This window comes from Pararhodobacter sp. SW119 (assembly GCF_017811755.1).
Taxonomy (GTDB): Bacteria; Pseudomonadota; Alphaproteobacteria; order Rhodobacterales; family Rhodobacteraceae; genus Pararhodobacter.
In genome coordinates this window covers 358,009-375,212 of the sequence record NZ_JADDJF010000001.1, presented here as the reverse complement: position 1 = coordinate 375,212, position 17,204 = coordinate 358,009, and the positions used below count along the sequence as shown (strand labels likewise).

Below are 17,204 nucleotides of genomic sequence, written 5' to 3'. Positions count from 1 at the left end.
GCTGCGCCCCGTCTGATCCCCTCTCAAACCCGACCGGACGCCGCCAGCCGTCGCAGGAAGTTATCCGCCTCGCACAGGACGGTCTTGCGCCGTTCCGTATCCATCCGGTCCCAGGTGCGGTACATCTGCGCCATGCGGGGGTTGCGTTCGAACCGGTCCCGGTGGCGCTCCAGGAAGTGCCAGTAGAGCAGGTTGAACGGGCAGGCCCGGTCGCCGGTCTTGTCCTTCACGCTGTAGGCGCAGGTGCCGCAGTAGTCCGACATCCGGTCGATATAGGCGCCCGAGGAGGCGTAGGGCTTCGAAGCCAGCACACCCCCGTCGGCGAATTGCGACATGCCGATGGTGTTCGGCGCCTCCACCCATTCGTAGGCGTCGGCGTAGACCGAAAGGTACCAGTCGTGGACCTGCGCCGGGTCGACGCCAGCCAGCAGCGCGAAGTTGCCGGTGATCATCAACCGCTGGATGTGGTGCGCGTAGGCATGTTCGCGGGTCTCGTCGACCACCGCCTTGACGCAGGCCATGTCGGTCTCGCCGTCCCAGTAGAAGCCCGGCAGCGCGCGCTTGTGCCCCAGTGCGTTCTGGTCAACATAGCCGGGCCCATGCAGGTCGTAGATCCCCCGCACGTATTCGCGCCAGCCAAGGATCTGCCGGATGAACCCCTCGGCCGAGTTGATCGGCACGTCGCCGGCGTCATGGGCCGCCTGCGCCGCGTCGCAGACCTCGGCCGGGGTCAGCAGGCCGAGGTTCAGGTAGGGCGCGATCAGCGCGTGGTGCAGGAACGGGTCGCCCGCCAGCATCGCGTCCTGATAGGTGCCGAAATCCGGCAGGTGGTTCCTCACGAAGTCCTGCAGGCAGGCGCGCGCGCCCTTCCGGTCGGTGGCGAACCAGAACGGCTCGGGCGCGCCGAAGTGGTCGCCGAAGCGCTCCTTGACCAGCGCGACGACCTCCCGTGTCACCTCGCAGTGGTCGTGCTTCAGGGGCACCGCGCGCAGCAGGTCGTCGCGCGCCGGTTTGCGGTTGTCGTGGTCGAAGTTCCACTTGCCCCCCGCCGGGTCGTCACCCGCCATCAGATAGCCGGTGCGGCGGCGCATCATCCGGTAGAAATGCTCCATCCGCATCGCCTTGCGCCCCTTGGCCCAATCGGCAAAGACCTCGGGCGGGCAGAGGAAGCGGTCGTCGGGCACGACCTCGACCTTCAGAGGCAGATCGTCGAGCGCCTGGCGCAACCGCCACTCGCCGGGCTGGGTGACAAGCACGCGGTCGGTCGCCTCCGCCTCGGCGCGGCGCAAAAGCTCACCGCTGAGGGAGCCGGTGTTCGCCTCCGCGTCGAGTTTCGTGTAGGCCACGCGCCATCCGTCCCCTTCCAGCGCGGCGGCGAACTTGCGCATTGCCGACAGCACCAGGATGATCTTCTTCGGATGGTGGCGTACATAAGTCGCCTCATCCATCACCTCGGCCATGACCACCAGATCGCGGCCCTTGTCGGCCCGCGCCAGGGCGCCCGCGCCCCGCGTCAGCTGGTCGCCCAGGACCAAGACCAGCCGGCTCACCAGGCGACCTCCTTGCCGGCCCAGTCGTAGAACCCTCCGGTCTGTGCGGGCGTCAGCCCGTCGAGGACCGACCAGAGGTTCTGCGCGGCCTCCTGCGGCGGTACGGCCGGGTGGCGGCCGAGGTATTTCTCGGTAAACGGGGTCGCCACGGTGCCCGGATGCAGCGCGACGCAGATCAGATCGCGGTGCGTGCGCCCCAGTTCGATCGCGGCGCAGCGGACGATCTGGTTGAGCGCGGCCTTCGACGCGCGGTAGGCGTACCACCCCCCTGCCCGGTTGTCGCCGATGGAACCCACGCGCGCCGACAGCGCCGCAAAGGTGGGGCGACCCCGGCGCGGCAGCAGGTGCGCGGCGTGCTTCAGCACCAGCGCCGGGCCCGTGGCGTTCAGCGCGAACTGCTGGGCGAGGGCGTCGGGCGAGAGGTCGCGCAGCGCCTTTTCGGGACCATGCGCGCCAATCTCCAGCGCGCCGGTCGCCACCCAGATCGCGTCGAACGCGCCCTTCAATCGGCCCAGATGGTCCGCGACGCTGGCCTCGCTGGTCACGTCCAGCCCGTCGATGCGCCGCGACAGGCGCGTGACCTCGGCCCCACGCGCCTCGGCCTCGGTCGCCAGGGCCGCGCCGATCCCGCCCGATGCGCCGATGATCAGAACCCGCATGATGCCTCCTTCGTCGTCGCGCGAGAGGTAGCGGGCGGCGCGCGCGGGTCCAGCGATTGACAGCGCGCGGGCCGCGTCACAGGGTGCCGGAAACGGAGGAGCGCATGTCGATACCCTACCTGACCGCCGCCGAATGCGACCCGCTGATGGACTGGGTCGCGCTGACCGACGCCATGATCGCGGGGCACCGGATGGCGCCCGCCGACCTGCGCGACGTGCTGCTGGCGCGCGGCGACGACCGGTTGCTGTCGCGGGCGGCCTGGATCGACGGGCTGGGGGTTGGCGTGAAGTCGGTCACGGTCTTTCCCGGCAACCCCGCCGCCGGGCGGCCCAGCATCCACGGCGCGATGCTGGTCTTCGACGACACCACCGGCCAAGTCGAAGCGGTGATCGACAACGCGCTGGTCACGCGCTGGAAGACGGCGGGGGATTCGCTGCTGGGCGCTCGGCGGCTGGCGCGCAAGGACGCGAAGCGGCTGCTGATCGTGGGTGCGGGCACGGTCGCAGCCTCGCTGATCGAGGCGTATGGCGCGCTGATCGAGGGGCTGGATGTCACCGTCTGGGCGCGCCGACCGGAACAGGCCGAGGCGCTGGCCGCGCGCTATCCCGGCACGCGCACGGCGACCGACCTGGAAGCGGCGGTGAAGGCGGCCGAGATCGTCGCCACCTGCACCATGGCGCGCACGCCGATCCTGCGGGGCGGGTGGCTGCAGCCGGGGCAGCATCTCGACCTGATCGGGGCCTTTACGCCCGAGATGCGCGAGGCCGACGACGACGCCCTGACCCGGTCGCGGATCTTCGTCGACAGCCGCGCGACGACCGTCGGCCATATCGGCGAGTTGACGATCCCGATGGCGGCGGGGGTGATCGGCGAGGCGGACGTTCTGGGCGACTTCCACGACCTGGTGACGGAGCAGGCAGGGCGGCGGTCGGACGAGGAGATCACGCTCTTCAAGAACGGCGGCGGCGCGCATCTGGACCTGATGACCGCGCGGATGATCCTGACGCGGTGGCAGGCGGCGCAGGCCTGACCAAACGTTTCCGATTAGGCGGTTTTCGGGTCACTGGCAAGACGGTCCGCTAGCGGACAATCAATCAAACCGCTGTAAAGGCTCGATATAAGTCGTGAGCACAATCTTTTCTTAACCCCTTTCCCGGCGTCTGCGGTGACGCGCGCCAAGATCGCCGTGCAGGCCTTCCAACGGTCGGCAACGGTGGTCGCCGATCGCAAGCGCGGTGTCCTGCGGATGCCGGTCTACCCGCCGGCGACAGAGTCCAGATCGGCGGTCACCCGCGCCGCCCCGGCGGTCAGCCCGCCCGCCGCGCGGTCAAAACGCAACCAGGCGAGGCCGCGATCGCCGGCGACGGTGTGCAGGGTGCCGGCGGGCTTGCCGTCTTCGGTCAGAAGCTCGGTTCCCGATTCAGCGGGCCCGTCGAGGCGCACGCGCACCAGCCCCTTGCGCAGGGTGGTCTTGTGGCGCATCCGGGCGGTGACCTCCTGCCCGACGTAGCAGCCCTTGCGGAAATCGACGCCGTTCAGCCGCTCGAAGCCCAGTTCGAGGATGAAACTCTCGTTCGGTTGCAACTCACGGCCGGTTTCGGGCACGCGGGCGGCGATGCGCAGCGCGTCCCAGTCGGGCGCCTCGCCCTGGTTCAGCGCCGCGCCGTAAAGCCGCCAGCCCAGCGAGGGATCGCGCGGGTCGGGCAACGCACCCTCGGGCGCGGGGCCGATGCCGCGCGTTACCGGCAGATCGACGCGCTCCAGCGTGATCTTCGAGCGCAGCTTGTACATCGTCAGACGGCGCTGCAGGTCGTCGGCCAGATCCCCGGCCACGTCGACCAGCACCGCCGCGTCCGCGGCCACCAGGAAGAAATCGGCCAGGTATTTCCCCTGCGGCGTCAGCAGCGCCGCATAGAGGATGCCGTGGTCCGGCAGGCGGTTCACGTCCTGCGTGACCATCCCCTGCAGAAAGGCGATCCGGTCGGGGCCGGTGACGCGCAGGATCGCGCGCGCGGGGTCCGGTGCGTAACGGGCGGCGGGATCGAGCGCGACGGGCGCGTCCGTCGCAGGCCGGTCAGTCCCGGTCAACTCTGTCGCGGGCGGATTTGTCGCGGGCACGGGTGCGGTCATCGGGGCCTCCTTTCGCACAGGATATAACCCCGACCGGGCGCGCGCAAAGCCCCCGCCCGACCGCTGCCCGCAGCGATTGACCGCGCCGGGGGGCGGCCCTAATGTGCCTGCAAAATTGCACAGGTGCAGGAGTTCCCCATGTCGCTTGCCCACGGTCGGCCGTATCTGGCGATCCCCGGCCCCTCGGTCGTGCCCGACCGGGTGCTGGCAGCGATGCACCGCCCCGCGCCCAACATCTACGAGGGCAAGCTACCCGACATGGTCGAGACGCTTTGGCCCGACCTGAAGGCCGTGGCGCGCACCCGGCATCATGTCGCGCTCTATATCGCCAACGGCCACGGCGGCTGGGAGGCGGTGAATGCCAACCTCTTCTCGCGCGGGGACAAGGCGCTGGTGCTGGCGACCGGGCGGTTCGGGATCGGCTGGGCGGAATCGATGCACGCCATGGGGATCGAGGTAGAGGTGCTGGATTTCGGCCGCGCCGGGCCCGCCGATCCCGACCGCGTCGCCGCCGCGCTGGCGGCCGACCGCGACCACCGCATCAAGGCCGTCGCGCTGACCCATGTCGATACCGCCAGCAGCGCGCGCAACGACATCCCCGCGATCCGGCGGGTGCTGGACGACCTGAACCACCCCGCGCTTCTACTGGCGGATTGCATCGCCTCGCTGGGCTGCGACGAGTTTCGCATGGACGACTGGGGCGTCGATGTCACCATCGCGGCCAGCCAGAAGGGGCTGATGGTGCCGCCGGGCCTGGCCTTCGTCTGGTTTTCCGACCGCGCGCTGGCGGCCGGGCGCGGCGCCGATCTGCGCACCCCCTACTGGGACTGGGAAAAGCGCGCCCTGGCCGAGGCGTTCTACCAGTATTTCGGCGGTACCGCGCCCACGCATCACCTTTTCGGCCTGCGCGAATCGCTCGACATGCTGGTCCACGAGGAAGGGATAGAGGCCGCCTGGTCCCGCCACGCCCGGCTGGCCCGCGCGGTCTGGGCGGCGGGCGAGGGGTGGGCGCGTCAAGGCGCGTTCCGGCTGAACATCGCCGATCCCGCCGCGCGCGCCCACGCGGTCACTGCGATGCGCCTGAACAGCCCCGACGGCACCCGCCTGCGCCGCTGGTGCGAGCACGAGGCCGGGCTGACCCTGGGCATCGGCCTGGGCATGGCCGAACCCGGCACGCCCGAGGCCGACGCCTACTTCCGGCTGGCGCATATGGGCCATGTCAACGCGCATATGGTCCTGGGCGCGCTGTCGGTAATGCAGGCGGGGATGGAGGCGCTGGGAATCGAACATGGCGCGGGCGCACTGGCGGCGGCGACGCGGGCGCTGGCCGGCGACCCGGCACCCGCCAGGGTTGCGCCGGCCCGCGAGGCACCAGTGCGCGAACGCGTCGGCCCGAGCGTCTAAAAGTCGGGCCCGGCGTGGAAAAAAACGCGTCGAAACCCTCTTTTCCGGGGTGTCATTCGGTTCTATATGCGCGATCCTGACCCGGCAGACCCCGGGAGGCCGTCCGGCCAGACCGGGGCACGGCAGGGTTGGCATGGGGAGCATGGGCATGGGCATCACGCAGACCATCTGGGCGGATCCCGTCGACTACCTGCGGACGATGGCGCCGCGCGATCCGGTGATGTTTCTGTCGCCGGCGGCCCTGCAGGCGCAGGCGCAACGCTTCCTGACGGGCTTTCCGGGCTTCGTCACCTACGCGGTCAAGGCCAACCCCGAGGAAGCGGTGATCGTCAACCTCGCCGCCGCGGGCGTGGCCGGTTTCGACGTCGCCTCGCCCGAGGAGATCCGCCTGATCCGGCGCCTGGTCCCGCAGGCGGCGCTGCATTTCAACAACCCCGTGCGCGCCGATCACGAGATCGCGGCAGGCGTCGCCGGCGACGTGCTGTCCTATTCCGTCGATTCGCTGAGCGAGCTCGACAAGCTCCTGGCCCGCGTGCCGCTGGTCAACGGCCGCGGCGACCGGGTCGAGATCACCGCGCGCTTCAAGCTGCCGGTCGCCGGGGCGGTCTACGATTTCGGCGCCAAGTTCGGCGCGACCGAGGATCTGGCGACCGAGATCCTGCACCGGATCGCGGCGCAGGGTTTTGTCCCCTCGCTGACCTTCCACCCCGGCACCCAGTGCACCGACCCCGCCGCGTGGGAGGCCTATATCCATGCCGCCCGCCGCATCGCCGACGGCGCCGGCACGACCATCGCCCGGCTGAATGTCGGCGGCGGCTTCCCTTCGCACCGGATCCGCGCCGAGATGCCCTCGCTCTCGGCGATCTTCCACCTGATCGACCGGACCACCGCCGAGGTTTTCGGCGACGACGCCCCGGCGCTGGTCTGCGAGCCGGGCCGCGGGCTGGTGGCCGATGCGGTCGCCCTGCTGGCGCAGGTGAAGGCGGTGCGCGACGGGCTGCATGTCTTCCTCAACGACGGGATCTACGGCGCGATGGCGGAACTGCCGCTGATGGGCGCGCTGGACCGCATCCGCGCCTACGCCCCCGACGGCACCCCGCGCACCGGCGAGCCGCAGCGCCGCATCGTCTTCGGCCCGACCTGCGACAGCGTCGACCGCCTGCCCGGCGAAATCGCCCTGCCCGAGGACCTGGCCGAGGGCGACTACCTGCTGGTGCAGGGCATGGGCGCCTATTCGGTGCCGACCAACACCCGCTTCAACGGTTTCGGCGCGCTGGCGCTGGAAATGGCCCTGACGCTGGAACCGTAGACCCCTTCCCTATTGACAGGGGCTATCGGACGGCGCGGCCACCCGCATGTCGGGCCATCGCTGGCGCCATTTCCTGTCGTGCTGCCGCGCGTCGAACGCCGCCAGCTTGTGCGCCGCGTCGGATGTCGGCCGCAGGATCATCCGCATCAGATCCTCGGTCCCGAAGGGCGCGATGAGGATGCAGTCCGCGCCCACCCGCCGCGCGGCCACCGCCGTCGCCGTTTCCGGCCAGTACCGCATGGCATCTTCGACCGAGCCGTAGGGATCATCCCCATTCCGCAGGTGCATTCGGGCCTGATTGCGGACCGACCACTTGAAGTCCGGCGCGCGATGGCGCAGGGCCTCTTCCAGTTCGGCATCTTCCTCCGCGCCGGTCCTGGAGCGATCGAAATAGAGGACATCGATATCCTCCACCCGGCAATCGCTACGCCGCTCGTGGAAATGGTCCCAGACAAGGTTGCGCACGAAACCCGCACCAACGCACCCCTCGGGCAGATCCATATCCGCCACGTGACCCAGCACTTCCCAGCGCAAAGCGTCCTGCCTGAGCAGGCGCACAATCGCAGGGGATTCGTCGGCCGCCATGCCCCGACCCTTGCAGAAATCCCCCGGCCCTCCAATCCCCTCAACCGCCCCGGACCCGCCTGGGCTCCGCCCCCTTGCCCCTGCCGGTCGCGCCGCTATCCTCCGCCGCGACAACAAGGGGAGTCACATGCGGGCATTCGGACAATCGCAAGGCGGCACGCGGAACGAGGATATCCGGTTCCTGACCGGGCGCGGGCGCTACCTGGGCGACATCCTGCCCGAGGGGACGCTCAGCGCCGTTTTCCTGCGCACGCCCGTCGCGCATGGTCGGATCACCGAGTTGGACACCGCCGAGGCGCGCGACATGCCGGGCGTCGCCGGCATCTGGACCTGGGACGACCTGGAGGACGCCGGCGTCACCGACACGATCTGGGCGGTCGCCGCCAAGGACCCGCGCGGCCGGCAGGGCGCCACCCCGCACCGCCCGGCGCTGGCGCGCGAGATCGTGCGCCATCTGGGCGAGCCGATCGCGCTGGTCGTCGCCGACAGCCGCACCCGGGCACTGGACGCGGCCGAGGCGATCATGCTCGACATCGACGCGCTGGAGGCCGAGTTGGACCTGGACCCCGCCGGCGCGCCGATCCACCCCGACATGTCCGACCGCCTGGCGGTCGACTGGCAGAAGGGCGACGCGGCGGCGGTCGAGGCCGCCTTCGCCCGCGCCGCCCATGTCACCCGCCTGACCCTGCGCCAGAACCGCGTCACCGCCGCCAGCCTGGAGCCGCGCGTGGCCTTCGCCGAGTGGGACGGCGAACGCCTGCATTTCGCCTTCAATGGCCAGGGCGTCTGGAACATGAAGCGCGAACTGGCCAAGACGCTGGGGCTGGACCCGGAAGCCGTGCGCGTCACCACCCCCGATGTCGGCGGCGGCTTCGGCATGAAGGTGATGATCTACCCCGAACATGTCGCCCTCGCCCAGGCCGCCCGCGCGCTCGGTCGCCCCGTCGCCTGGGTCCCCGACCGGGGCGAATCGATGCTGGCCGACAACGGCGCCCGCGATCTGGAAACCACCGCCGAGCTGGCCTTCGACGCCGATCACCGCATCCTCGGCTACCGGGCGACGAACCGCTACAACCTCGGCGCCTACAACTCGCAGTTCGGCCAGAACATCCAGTCCGAGCTTTTCTCGAAGGTGCTGACCGGGGTCTACGACATCCCCTGCGCGCTGCTGACCGCGCAGGGGATCTACACCAACACCACCCCCGTCGACGCCTATCGCGGCGCAGGCCGGCCTGAATCGATCACCGCGCTGGAACGCACGATGGACCTGGCCGCGCGCGAACTGGGCCTGTCGCCCGTCGACCTCCGCCGCCGCAACCTGATCGCCCCCGATGCCTTCCCCTACACCACGCCGATGGAGGTGACCTACGACGTGGGCGATTTCGCCCGCGTGCTGTCGCGGGCCGAGGAGCTGGGCGATATCGCCGGCTTCGACGCCCGCCGCGCCGAAAGCGCGGCCCAGGGCCGGTTGCGCGGCCTCGGCCTCGCCTTCTACATCGAATCGATCCTCGGCGACGATTCCGAGGGCGCGACGGTCGAATTTGCCGACGACGGCGGCGTCACCCTCTATGTCGGCACCCAGTCGAACGGCCAGGGGCACGAGACGGTCTATGCCCGCTACCTCTCCGGCCTGACCGGCATCGACGAGGACCGCATCGAGGTCGTGCAGGGCGACACCGACCGCATCGCGCGCGGCGGCGGCACCGGCGGCTCGCGCTCGGTCACGGTGCAGACCTTCGCCACCCATGCGCTGGCCGAGCAGATGGTCGCCAGCTTCGCGACCTTCCTCGAAGACACCCTCGACGCCGGCCCCTTCGATTTCGAGGACGGCAACTTCCACGCGCCGAACTCCAACCGCCGCCCGACCCTGATCGAGGCCGCGGATCTCGCCCGCGAACACGGCCGCGACGACATTCTGCGGCACGCGACGCGCGCCAAGCTGCCCGGCCGGTCCTTCCCCAACGGCGTTCATCTCTGCGAGGTCGAGATCGACCCCGAGACCGGCGCGCTGACCCTCGACCGCTACCTGGCGGTGGACGATTTCGGCAACCTGATGAACCCGGCGCTGGCCATCGGGCAGGTCCACGGCGGCGTCGCGCAGGGCTTCGGACAGGCGGTCTGCGAGGACATGCGCTTTGACGCCGACGGGCAGCTGCTGACCGGCAGCTTCATGGACTACGCCATGCCGCGCGCGACCGACCTGCCCTTCGTCACCTTCGAAAGCGTGCCGACCCCGTCGACCTACAACCCGATGGGCATGAAGGGCTGCGGCGAGGCCGGCACCGTCGGCGCGCTGCCGGCCATCGCCAATGCCGCGCTGGATGCGATGTGGACGCGCGGCGTGCGTCAGGTCGACATGCCGCTGACGCCCGCGCGCGTCTGGTCCTGGCTGCAGGCCGCCGAGGGCCGCGCGCCGGGATGACCGCGCGTCGGGCGGGGCAGGTTCGCCTCGCGCATCCGCACCCCGATCACGCCCATACGCCCGATCCCGGCCATGCGCGCGGATCGGTCACGCATGTGATCCTGCTCGACGGCACGCTCTGCTCGCTTGAGGAGCCGTGGCTCACGCATATCGGGCGGATCTACCACCTGCTGCGCGAGATTGCCGAGCCCGCGCGGCTGTCGATGTTCTACGAGGAAGGCATCCAGATGACCCGCTGGCGCGAGGTCAGCGACGTCGCGCTGGGGCGCGGCATCAACCGGCAGATCCGGCGCGCCTACGGCTTTCTGGCCTCGCGCTACCGACCCGGCGACCGGATCTTCCTGTTCGGATTCTCGCGCGGGGCCTTCGCCGTGCGCTCGCTCGCCGGGATGATCGACCGCGTGGGCCTGCTACGCGCCGAGGAAGCGACGGTGCGCGCGATCCGCACCGCCTACCGCCACTACCGGATGGAGGAACCCGACGCCGCCCGCGCCGCGTTTCGTGCCGCCTACGCCCACCCCGGCCTGACGGTCGACTTCGTCGGGGTCTTCGATACCGTCAAGGCGCTGGGGGTCACCCTGCCCGGCGTGCGCCGCTGGTCCGAACCGGCGCATGCCTTCCACGACCACCGGCTGGGCCCGACCATCCGCCACGGCTGCCAGGCGCTGGCGCTGAATGAGACCCGCGTCGCCTACACGCCGGTCCTGTGGGAGACGCGCCGCCCGCCCACGCCCCTGAACCGGGTCGAGCAGGTGTGGTTTCGCGGCGCGCATTCCGACATCGGCGGCAAGATGGAAGGGCTGACCGCGCCCCTGCCGCTGGCGCATATCCCGCTGGTCTGGATGCTGCGCCGCGCCGGGGGCGAGGGTTTGCCCCTGCCCGATGGCTGGCGCGGACGCTTCCCCTGCGACCCGCGCGCGCCGATGCGCGGCAACCTGCACGGCTGGGCGCGGCTGTTCCTGAACCGGCGCGCGCGCGTGGTCGGCGCCGACCCGTCCGAGCGTGTTCACCCCACCGCCCTGCGCCTGGCCGATCCCGACCATACCCTCGACCCCCTGGCGCCAGGCGGCTGAGCGCCGCACCCTGGTCCTGCCGGCAAGCTGCCAGCCAGCTGCCATACGTTTGCCATACGCCAGCCATACGCCAGCCATACGTTTGCCAGCACCCCCGAAACGCCTTCCCGCAGCGGTAAAATGGCCGGCGCAATCGGCTGGAACGGGTCACCTGTCAGCGCCTTGACGGAAGAACCCGACCCGCATAGCTGATGCCCTCAGGTGCCACCCCACTGCCACTTCGGCGCACTATGCAGAAAGTTTCATTGCGGTTAATTTCGTCATTTTCTGGCTATATCTCAACGGCTTGAAGAAACGCTCGCGCGCGAGCACCCGCGCTTTTCCGGGGTCTCGCCCCACCGCAGCGACACCGCGACCCGGCCTCAAACCACCCGCCAGAACGCCAGCATCACGCAATCCGGCGCCTCGGGACCCAGGGTCAACACCCCCAGGATCATCGCATCGCGCAGCCAGCCATGCGGCCCGTCCGGCGCCTCGAACTCGCACCGCGTCCGGCCCTCGCGCCGCCCCGCGATCGCCGCGCCCACGATCCCGGCATTGGTGACGCCCAGAACCGTCCCGTCCTCCAGTCGCAGCGCATACCGCGCCCAGACGCGCGACGTGCCGTCCGCCCGCCGCGTCGCCCAATCCGCCCCGCCCGGCAAGACGACGCCCGAAAGCCGCGGCCCCGCGACGGTGCCGCCGGTGATCGGGATCATCACCCGCTGCCCGCCATCGACCGGACCCAGCGGCACGGCCGGGGCGACCGTCACCCGCAGCCGGGCCACGAACTCCAGCCCCGGGGCGGTCGGCATCGGCATCGGCGTCGGCGCCGTCACCCTCAGCCCCCCAGCACCAGGCAGGTGGTCGACCCGGTCGCATAAAGCTTGCCGTCCGCGACCCCGCGGATCGACCCCTCGGCGACGCCAGTGGTGCGGCCGACGTGGCTGACCCGCGCCTCGCAATCGACCTCGGTGCCGATGGACAGGCCGCGGGTGATGTTGACCTTGTATTCCAGCGTCGTGTAGCCGCGCCCCGCCGGCAGCATCGTCGCCACCGCGCAGCCCAGCGCCGAATCGAGGATCGTGCCGTACCAGCCCCCGTGCACCCCGCCCATCGGGTTCAGATGCTCGAAAGCCGGCGCGCCGCGGAAGACCACGCGCCCCTCCTCGACCAGCCGCAGGCGAAAGTGCATCAGCCCGGCAATCGGCGCACCGCCGATCCGCCCGTCGAAGATCGCGCGGATGAAATCGAGCCCGCTTATCCCGCGCAGCGCGGCGGGATCGGCAAGGTCTTCGGGGGTTCGGGCAACAAACTGGTCGGGCATTTGATCCTCGGCTTTCGATGGCGGCAGGCTAGCGCCCGGCGCGGCGGGCACCAACCCGGAAGCTGCGCTTTCGACGCCGCGTCACGCGTGCGGGGTCTTTTCGCGCGCCTCGGCCAGGGCCGCGGGCAGGGCGGCGGCGAAAGCCGCGACCTCGTCCTCGGGGCCGCAGCTGACGCGGATGCAGCGGTCCTGCGGCGCGACGAAGGGCATGCGGATGAACACCCCGCGCGCCACCAGCGCCGCCAGCACGGCGCGGGCGAATTCGCCGTCGCCGCCGCAGTCGATGGCAACGAAGTTCGTAGCCGACGGCAGCGCCCGCAGCCCGTTCTCCGCGGCGATCCGCGCCAGGCGGTCGCGGCTGTCCGCGACCCTTGCCACGACCTGCGCCAGCCAGTCCTGATCCTGCAGGGCCGCGAGCGCGGCGATCTGCGCCGCGCGGTTCATGCCGAAATGGTTGCGCACCTTGTCGAAGGCCGCGATCAGCCCCGGCGCCGCCAGCCCGTAGCCGACCCGTGCCCCGGCCAGTGCATAGCCTTTCGAAAAGGTGCGGAAGCGGATCACGCGCGGATCGTCGGGATCGATCCGCGGCGCAGTGCCCGCGGGGGCGAATTCGATATAGGCCTCGTCCAGCACCAGAAGCGTGCCGTCGGGCAGATCATCGAGCGCCTTCTCGATCGCCGCGCCGGCATGGGCGCTCCCCATCGGGTTGTCGGGGTTGGCCAGATAGACCAGCTTCGCGCCGGTTTCGCGCGCGCGGGCGAACAGCGCGGCCGGATCCTCGAAATCGCCGGCGTAGGGAACCTTGTGCAGCACGCCGCCGAACCCCGCGACGTGGTAGTTGAACGTCGGATAAGCCCCGTCCGAGGTGACGACCGCATCGCCCGGCTCGACCAGCAGGCGCACCAGATAACCCAGCAGACCATCGATCCCCTCGCCCACGATGATCTGCGCGGGACGCAGCCCCAGATGCGCCGACAGCGCCGCCTTCAGGTCGTGGCTTTGCGCGTCGCCATACTTCCACTGCTCCGGCGCGGCGTCGGCCATCGCCCTGATCGCCTGCGGGGACGGGCCGAAACCGTTCTCGTTCGCCCCCAGCCGCGCAACGAAGGGCAAGCCGCTCAGCCGCTCCTGCGTTTCGGGCCCGACGAAGGGCACGGTGGCGGGCAACGACTGGACGAGGCGTGTGTATCGAGGTGTCTGCATGACGTTCTTGTCGCCGAAACCGGGGCGCTCGACAAGCCGCAAGCGGGCGCGAAAGAATCCCGTGCAATGTCCCTGCGATCGGGTATTTATCTTGCTGGGCCGGAATGAAAGGTTGCTTTGCAGCGCGGAATTGGCCAAGTAATCTTACCACAACGATGGGGAGGAATCAGATGAAACCTACAAGAACGCACTTTCTGGGCAGCGCGGCCGCGATCGGCGCGCTTGCTTTCATGGCCAGCGCCTCGGCCGCCGACGCGCTGGACCGCGTACGCTGGCAGGTGCCGATGTCGTTCGCCTCGACGCTGACCGCACTGGGCGACACCATGCCTTGGGTCGCCGACCAGTTGCGCGCGGCGACGGACGGCGCGATCGATCTGCGCGTCGCCGAACCCGGCACGGTCATTCCCGCGCTCTCGATCTTCGAGAACGTGTCGGAGGGCAATATCGACGCCGGCTACAGCTGGATGGGCTATGAATGGGGCACCGTTCCGGCCGCCGCCCTCTTCGGCGCCACGCCCTTCGGTCTGGAATCGATCGAATTCCTGGCCTGGATGACGCATCACGGTGGGCAGGAACTGCTGGAAGAGACCTTCCACCCCTACAACGTCCATCCGATCCTCTGCGGCACGATCAGCCCCGAGACCGCCGGCTGGTTCCGCAGCGAAATGAACAACGTCGAGGATCTTCGGGGCCTGCGCTTCCGTGCCGCCGGCGTCGGCGGCGAGATCTTCCAGGAATTCGGCATGTCGGTGACGCTGCTGCCCGGCGGCGAGCTGTACCAGGCGCTCGAAACCGGCACGCTGGACGGCACCGAATTCTCGCTGCCGACGGTCGATGAACAGCTCGGCTTCTATCAGGTCGCCGATTACCTCTATCTGCCCGGCTGGCACCAGCCCTCGACCAACCAGTTCCTCTACGTCAACCTCGACGTCTGGAACGGGCTGAGCGAGCAGACGCAAGCCGTGTTCAACATGGCCTGCATGGCCGGCAACGCCTATGCCATCGCCCGCGCCGAAGCGCTGCAGGGCGCGATCATCACCAGCTTTGAAGAGCGCGGCACCAACGTGCGCACCTATTCCGAAGAGCAGATCGCGGCCTTCCGCGAGGCGGCGAACACGGTGCTGGGCCGCTGGTCCGAACAGGACGAGATGTTCGGCAAGGTCTACAGCTCGATGATGGACTACCAGGCCGAGCTGCGGCCTTGGAAGGAACAGGGCTACCTGCCGCGCGACTGGCAGACCCGCATCGGCGAGTAAACGCGGCGCGGGGCGCTTGCGCCCCGGCGTCCGCAGGATGGCGCGCCCCCCGCCGGGGGCGCGCCGCTATCACGCCGCGCCGTGCCCGGCGGCCGAGGATACCGGCGAAGGGCGCCGCGCACTCCGCGGGGAGGCGGGTATTGCATGGCACCTAAGAAGTCCGCTTTCGAACTGGACCTGCACAAGGTGGATGAGGCCGCGGCGCGCACGCATGCGCTGGATTTTCCGCGCACGCGGGTCTCGGACGTGATCGAAAGCGGGCTGGGCGCGCTGTCCTGGGTGATCAACTGGCTCTGGGCAATCCTGATGCTGATCATCGTCGCGAACGTGACGATGCGCTACGCGCTGCGTGTCAACTACATCTGGATCGAAGAGGTGCAGTGGCACATCTACGCCGTGGGCTTCATGATCGGGATCGGCTACGCGATCCTCCACGACGCCCATGTTCGCGTCGACTTTCTGGCGGCGAACTTCCGCCCGCGAACCCGCGCCTGGATCGAATTCCTGTCGATCCTCCTGCTGATCTTCCCGATGGTCTACCTGATCATCGCCTATGCCCTGCCCTTCGTCGAAGCCTCCTACACGCGAGGCGAGACCTCCTCGGCGCCCGGGGGGTTGGCCAACCGCTGGGCGATCAAGGGCGTGATCGTCGTTGCCTTCGCCTATATCGGCCTTGCCGCGCTGGCCCGGTTCCTGCGCGTCTCGGCCCTTCTTTTCGGCTTTCCGCGCCCGCGAACCGGCTGAGCGCGACCGAACAACCAGGGACCGCACGAACGGTCCATCCATTTCTTGGCCGCGGATCAGGGTCCGCACGGGCAAACGGGACAGGGACGCTTGATGGAGACCAACGAAATCCTCGTGGTGGCGATGCTGCTGTCGTTCATCGCGATCATCTTCACCGGCATCCCGGTCGCCTGGGCGCTGGCCGGCGTCTCGATCATCTTCAGCTTCATCGCCATCTTCGGCTTCGAATGGTTCGGGTGGGACACCTATTTCCTGACCGACATGCGGATCTTCGGCATCTTCGTCCAGCGCATCTGGGGGCAGATGTCGAACTGGATCCTGGTCGCGTTGCCCATGTTCATCTTCATGGGGCTGATGCTGGAACGTTCGGGCGTGACCGAAAAGCTGATGTCGAACTTCATCCTGCTGTTCGGCCGCTTCCGTGGCGGGCTGGCGCTGGGTGTGGTGCTGATCGGCATCCTGCTGGCGGCGTCCACCGGCATTGTCGGCGCCTCGGTGGTGCTGCTTGCACTTTTGTCGATGCCGATCATGCTCCAGCAGGGCTACAACAAGGGCTTTGCGTCGGGGGTTGTGGCCTCGGCCGGGACGCTGGGCATCCTGATCCCGCCGTCGATCATGCTGATCATCATGGCCGACCAGATGTCGGTTTCGGTCGGCAACCTGTTCATGGGGGCCTTGTTTCCGGGGCTGATGCTGGGCGGGTTCTACCTGCTCTACATCCTGATCGCCGCGGCGCTCTTCAGGAAACTCGCGCCGGCGCCGACCGACCTGCCGCCGGTGTCGGCGCGGCTGATCCTGGACACGCTTCTGGCCGTCATTCCGCCGCTTCTCTTGATCTTCGCGGTGCTCGGATCGATCTTCTTCGGCATCGCCACCCCGACCGAGGCGTCGGGCGTCGGCGCCTTCGGCGCCACCGTGCTGGCCGCGCTCAACGGGCGGCTCAGCTGGGCGGTGTTGAAGGATGTCGGCATGAAGACCACGCTCACCACCGCCTTCATCTTCGGCATTTTCCTCGGCGCGACTATGTTCGCCGTGGTCATGCGCCAGCTCGGCGGGGACGAGTTCATCACCCAGTCCCTGCGCTCGCTGCCCTTCGGGCCGTCGGGCGTGGTGCTGACGATCCTCTTCATCGCCTTCCTCGCCGGCTTCTTCCTCGACTGGCTGGAGATTTCGCTGATCATGCTGCCGCTGGTGGCGCCGGTCGTGGTGCTGCTGGGCTTCGATCAGATCTGGTTCATCGTCCTCTTCGCGGTGACCCTGCAGACCTCGTTCCTGACACCGCCCGTGGGCTTCTCGCTCTTCTACCTGAAGGGCGTGGCCCCGCCCGAGGTGACGATCGTCGACATTTACAAGGGGGTGATCCCCTTCGTGCTGCTGCAGGTGCTGGCGGTGCTGATGGTCTTCACCTTCCCGCAAATCGTGCTCTGGCTGCCCGGCCGGATGCTGTGAGCCGTCACCGGACTCCAACGCGCGCCGGGCTCGCCCGACGCGCTGAAACTAAGTTGCGGTCAGGTTAAGAAAAAATCGCTTTGCGCTCTATATCAAGGACTTGCGGGCGTGCT

At 69.2% G+C, this 17,204-nt stretch carries 15 protein-coding genes; 8 read left to right on the top strand and 7 right to left on the bottom strand.

Annotated features, from left to right (window positions below; genetic code table 11):
- Positions 1–23: 23 nt before the first annotated feature.
- Both IM708_RS01730 and IM708_RS01725 read right to left on the bottom strand, forming a co-directional pair.
- Complete coding sequence (locus IM708_RS01730; RefSeq protein ID WP_209424608.1) at positions 24–1,553, bottom strand: cryptochrome/photolyase family protein; 1,530 nt, start codon at positions 1,551–1,553, stop codon at positions 24–26.
- Complete coding sequence (locus tag IM708_RS01725) at positions 1,547–2,212, bottom strand: SDR family NAD(P)-dependent oxidoreductase (protein ID WP_209424607.1); 666 nt, start codon at positions 2,210–2,212, stop codon at positions 1,547–1,549. Before IM708_RS01725 ends, IM708_RS01730 begins: the two co-directional genes overlap by 7 nt.
- Positions 2,213–2,313: 101 nt before the next feature.
- On the opposite strand from IM708_RS01725, the gene IM708_RS01720 reads away from it, so the two are divergent.
- Positions 2,314–3,240, top strand: a complete 927-nt coding sequence (locus tag IM708_RS01720; RefSeq protein WP_209424569.1) for an ornithine cyclodeaminase — start codon at positions 2,314–2,316, stop codon at positions 3,238–3,240.
- 224 nt (positions 3,241–3,464) lie between these two features.
- Here IM708_RS01720 and IM708_RS01715 read toward each other — a convergent pair whose 3' ends face one another.
- Positions 3,465–4,340, bottom strand: coding sequence for a folate-binding protein YgfZ (locus IM708_RS01715; RefSeq protein ID WP_209424568.1), 876 nt, complete (start codon positions 4,338–4,340; stop codon positions 3,465–3,467).
- A gap of 138 nt (positions 4,341–4,478) precedes the next feature.
- Here IM708_RS01715 and IM708_RS01710 point away from each other — a divergent pair, with 138 nt between their 5' ends.
- Together IM708_RS01710 and IM708_RS01705 are read left to right on the top strand one after the other, a co-directional pair.
- Entirely contained in the window at positions 4,479–5,744 is a 1,266-nt protein-coding gene (locus tag IM708_RS01710; RefSeq protein WP_209424567.1) for an aminotransferase class V-fold PLP-dependent enzyme, read from the top strand.
- A 148-nt stretch (positions 5,745–5,892) separates the two neighbouring features.
- Entirely contained in the window at positions 5,893–7,053 is a 1,161-nt protein-coding gene (locus IM708_RS01705; RefSeq protein WP_209424566.1) for a type III PLP-dependent enzyme, read from the top strand.
- A gap of 9 nt (positions 7,054–7,062) precedes the next feature.
- On the opposite strand, the gene IM708_RS01700 is transcribed toward IM708_RS01705, so the two are convergent.
- Positions 7,063–7,638, bottom strand: coding sequence for a nucleotidyltransferase family protein (locus tag IM708_RS01700; protein ID WP_209424565.1), 576 nt, complete (start codon positions 7,636–7,638; stop codon positions 7,063–7,065).
- 127 nt (positions 7,639–7,765) lie between these two features.
- Between IM708_RS01700 and IM708_RS01695 the strand changes: the two genes are divergently transcribed.
- Positions 7,766–10,060, top strand: coding sequence for a xanthine dehydrogenase family protein molybdopterin-binding subunit (locus IM708_RS01695; RefSeq protein ID WP_209424564.1), 2,295 nt, complete (start codon positions 7,766–7,768; stop codon positions 10,058–10,060).
- Positions 10,057–11,133, top strand: coding sequence for a DUF2235 domain-containing protein (locus tag IM708_RS01690; RefSeq protein WP_209424563.1), 1,077 nt, complete (start codon positions 10,057–10,059; stop codon positions 11,131–11,133). The genes IM708_RS01695 and IM708_RS01690 overlap by 4 nt, the downstream gene beginning before the upstream one ends.
- A gap of 362 nt (positions 11,134–11,495) precedes the next feature.
- On the opposite strand, the gene IM708_RS01685 is transcribed toward IM708_RS01690, so the two are convergent.
- From IM708_RS01685 to IM708_RS01675, 3 genes are all read right to left on the bottom strand, one after another.
- Positions 11,496–11,951, bottom strand: a complete 456-nt coding sequence (locus IM708_RS01685; RefSeq protein WP_209424562.1) for a DUF3237 domain-containing protein — start codon at positions 11,949–11,951, stop codon at positions 11,496–11,498.
- Between the two features lie 2 nt (positions 11,952–11,953).
- Positions 11,954–12,439, bottom strand: a complete 486-nt coding sequence (locus IM708_RS01680) for a PaaI family thioesterase (protein WP_209424561.1) — start codon at positions 12,437–12,439, stop codon at positions 11,954–11,956.
- Positions 12,440–12,520: 81 nt separating this feature from the next.
- Positions 12,521–13,642 (bottom strand): pyridoxal phosphate-dependent aminotransferase, encoded by a 1,122-nt coding sequence (locus IM708_RS01675; protein WP_209424560.1) that lies wholly within the window; start codon positions 13,640–13,642, stop codon positions 12,521–12,523.
- Between the two features lie 170 nt (positions 13,643–13,812).
- On the opposite strand from IM708_RS01675, the gene IM708_RS01670 reads away from it, so the two are divergent.
- The 3 genes from IM708_RS01670 (at position 13,813) to IM708_RS01660 (ending at position 17,091) form a co-directional block, all read left to right on the top strand.
- Positions 13,813–14,898 carry a TRAP transporter substrate-binding protein gene (locus IM708_RS01670; protein ID WP_245242919.1) on the top strand — a complete coding sequence of 362 codons (1,086 nt, stop codon included), beginning with the start codon at positions 13,813–13,815 and terminating at the stop codon, positions 14,896–14,898.
- Positions 14,899–15,042: 144 nt separating this feature from the next.
- The gene (locus tag IM708_RS01665) at positions 15,043–15,642 is read left to right on the top strand and encodes a TRAP transporter small permease subunit (RefSeq protein ID WP_209424559.1); all 600 of its coding nucleotides are present in this window, start codon (positions 15,043–15,045) and stop codon (positions 15,640–15,642) included.
- A gap of 93 nt (positions 15,643–15,735) precedes the next feature.
- Positions 15,736–17,091, top strand: coding sequence for a TRAP transporter large permease subunit (locus tag IM708_RS01660; RefSeq protein WP_209424558.1), 1,356 nt, complete (start codon positions 15,736–15,738; stop codon positions 17,089–17,091).
- The last annotated feature ends 113 nt before the right edge of the window (positions 17,092–17,204 follow it).

Bases quoted from the DNA above. Each gene is read 5' to 3' on its own strand.
- IM708_RS01720 (WP_209424569.1), top strand. From the start codon at position 2,314: ATGTCGATACCCTACCTGACCGCCGCCGAATGCGACCCGCTGATGGAC.
- IM708_RS01715 (WP_209424568.1), bottom strand. From the start codon at position 4,340: ATGACCGCACCCGTGCCCGCGACAAATCCGCCCGCGACAGAGTTGACC.
- IM708_RS01710 (WP_209424567.1), top strand. From the start codon at position 4,479: ATGTCGCTTGCCCACGGTCGGCCGTATCTGGCGATCCCCGGCCCCTCG.
- IM708_RS01705 (WP_209424566.1), top strand. From the start codon at position 5,893: ATGGGCATCACGCAGACCATCTGGGCGGATCCCGTCGACTACCTGCGG.
- IM708_RS01700 (WP_209424565.1), bottom strand. From the start codon at position 7,638: ATGGCGGCCGACGAATCCCCTGCGATTGTGCGCCTGCTCAGGCAGGAC.
- IM708_RS01695 (WP_209424564.1), top strand. From the start codon at position 7,766: ATGCGGGCATTCGGACAATCGCAAGGCGGCACGCGGAACGAGGATATC.
- IM708_RS01690 (WP_209424563.1), top strand. From the start codon at position 10,057: ATGACCGCGCGTCGGGCGGGGCAGGTTCGCCTCGCGCATCCGCACCCC.
- IM708_RS01680 (WP_209424561.1), bottom strand. From the start codon at position 12,439: ATGCCCGACCAGTTTGTTGCCCGAACCCCCGAAGACCTTGCCGATCCC.
- IM708_RS01675 (WP_209424560.1), bottom strand. From the start codon at position 13,642: ATGCAGACACCTCGATACACACGCCTCGTCCAGTCGTTGCCCGCCACC.
- IM708_RS01670 (WP_245242919.1), top strand. From the start codon at position 13,813: ATGAAACCTACAAGAACGCACTTTCTGGGCAGCGCGGCCGCGATCGGC.
- IM708_RS01665 (WP_209424559.1), top strand. From the start codon at position 15,043: ATGGCACCTAAGAAGTCCGCTTTCGAACTGGACCTGCACAAGGTGGAT.
- IM708_RS01660 (WP_209424558.1), top strand. From the start codon at position 15,736: ATGGAGACCAACGAAATCCTCGTGGTGGCGATGCTGCTGTCGTTCATC.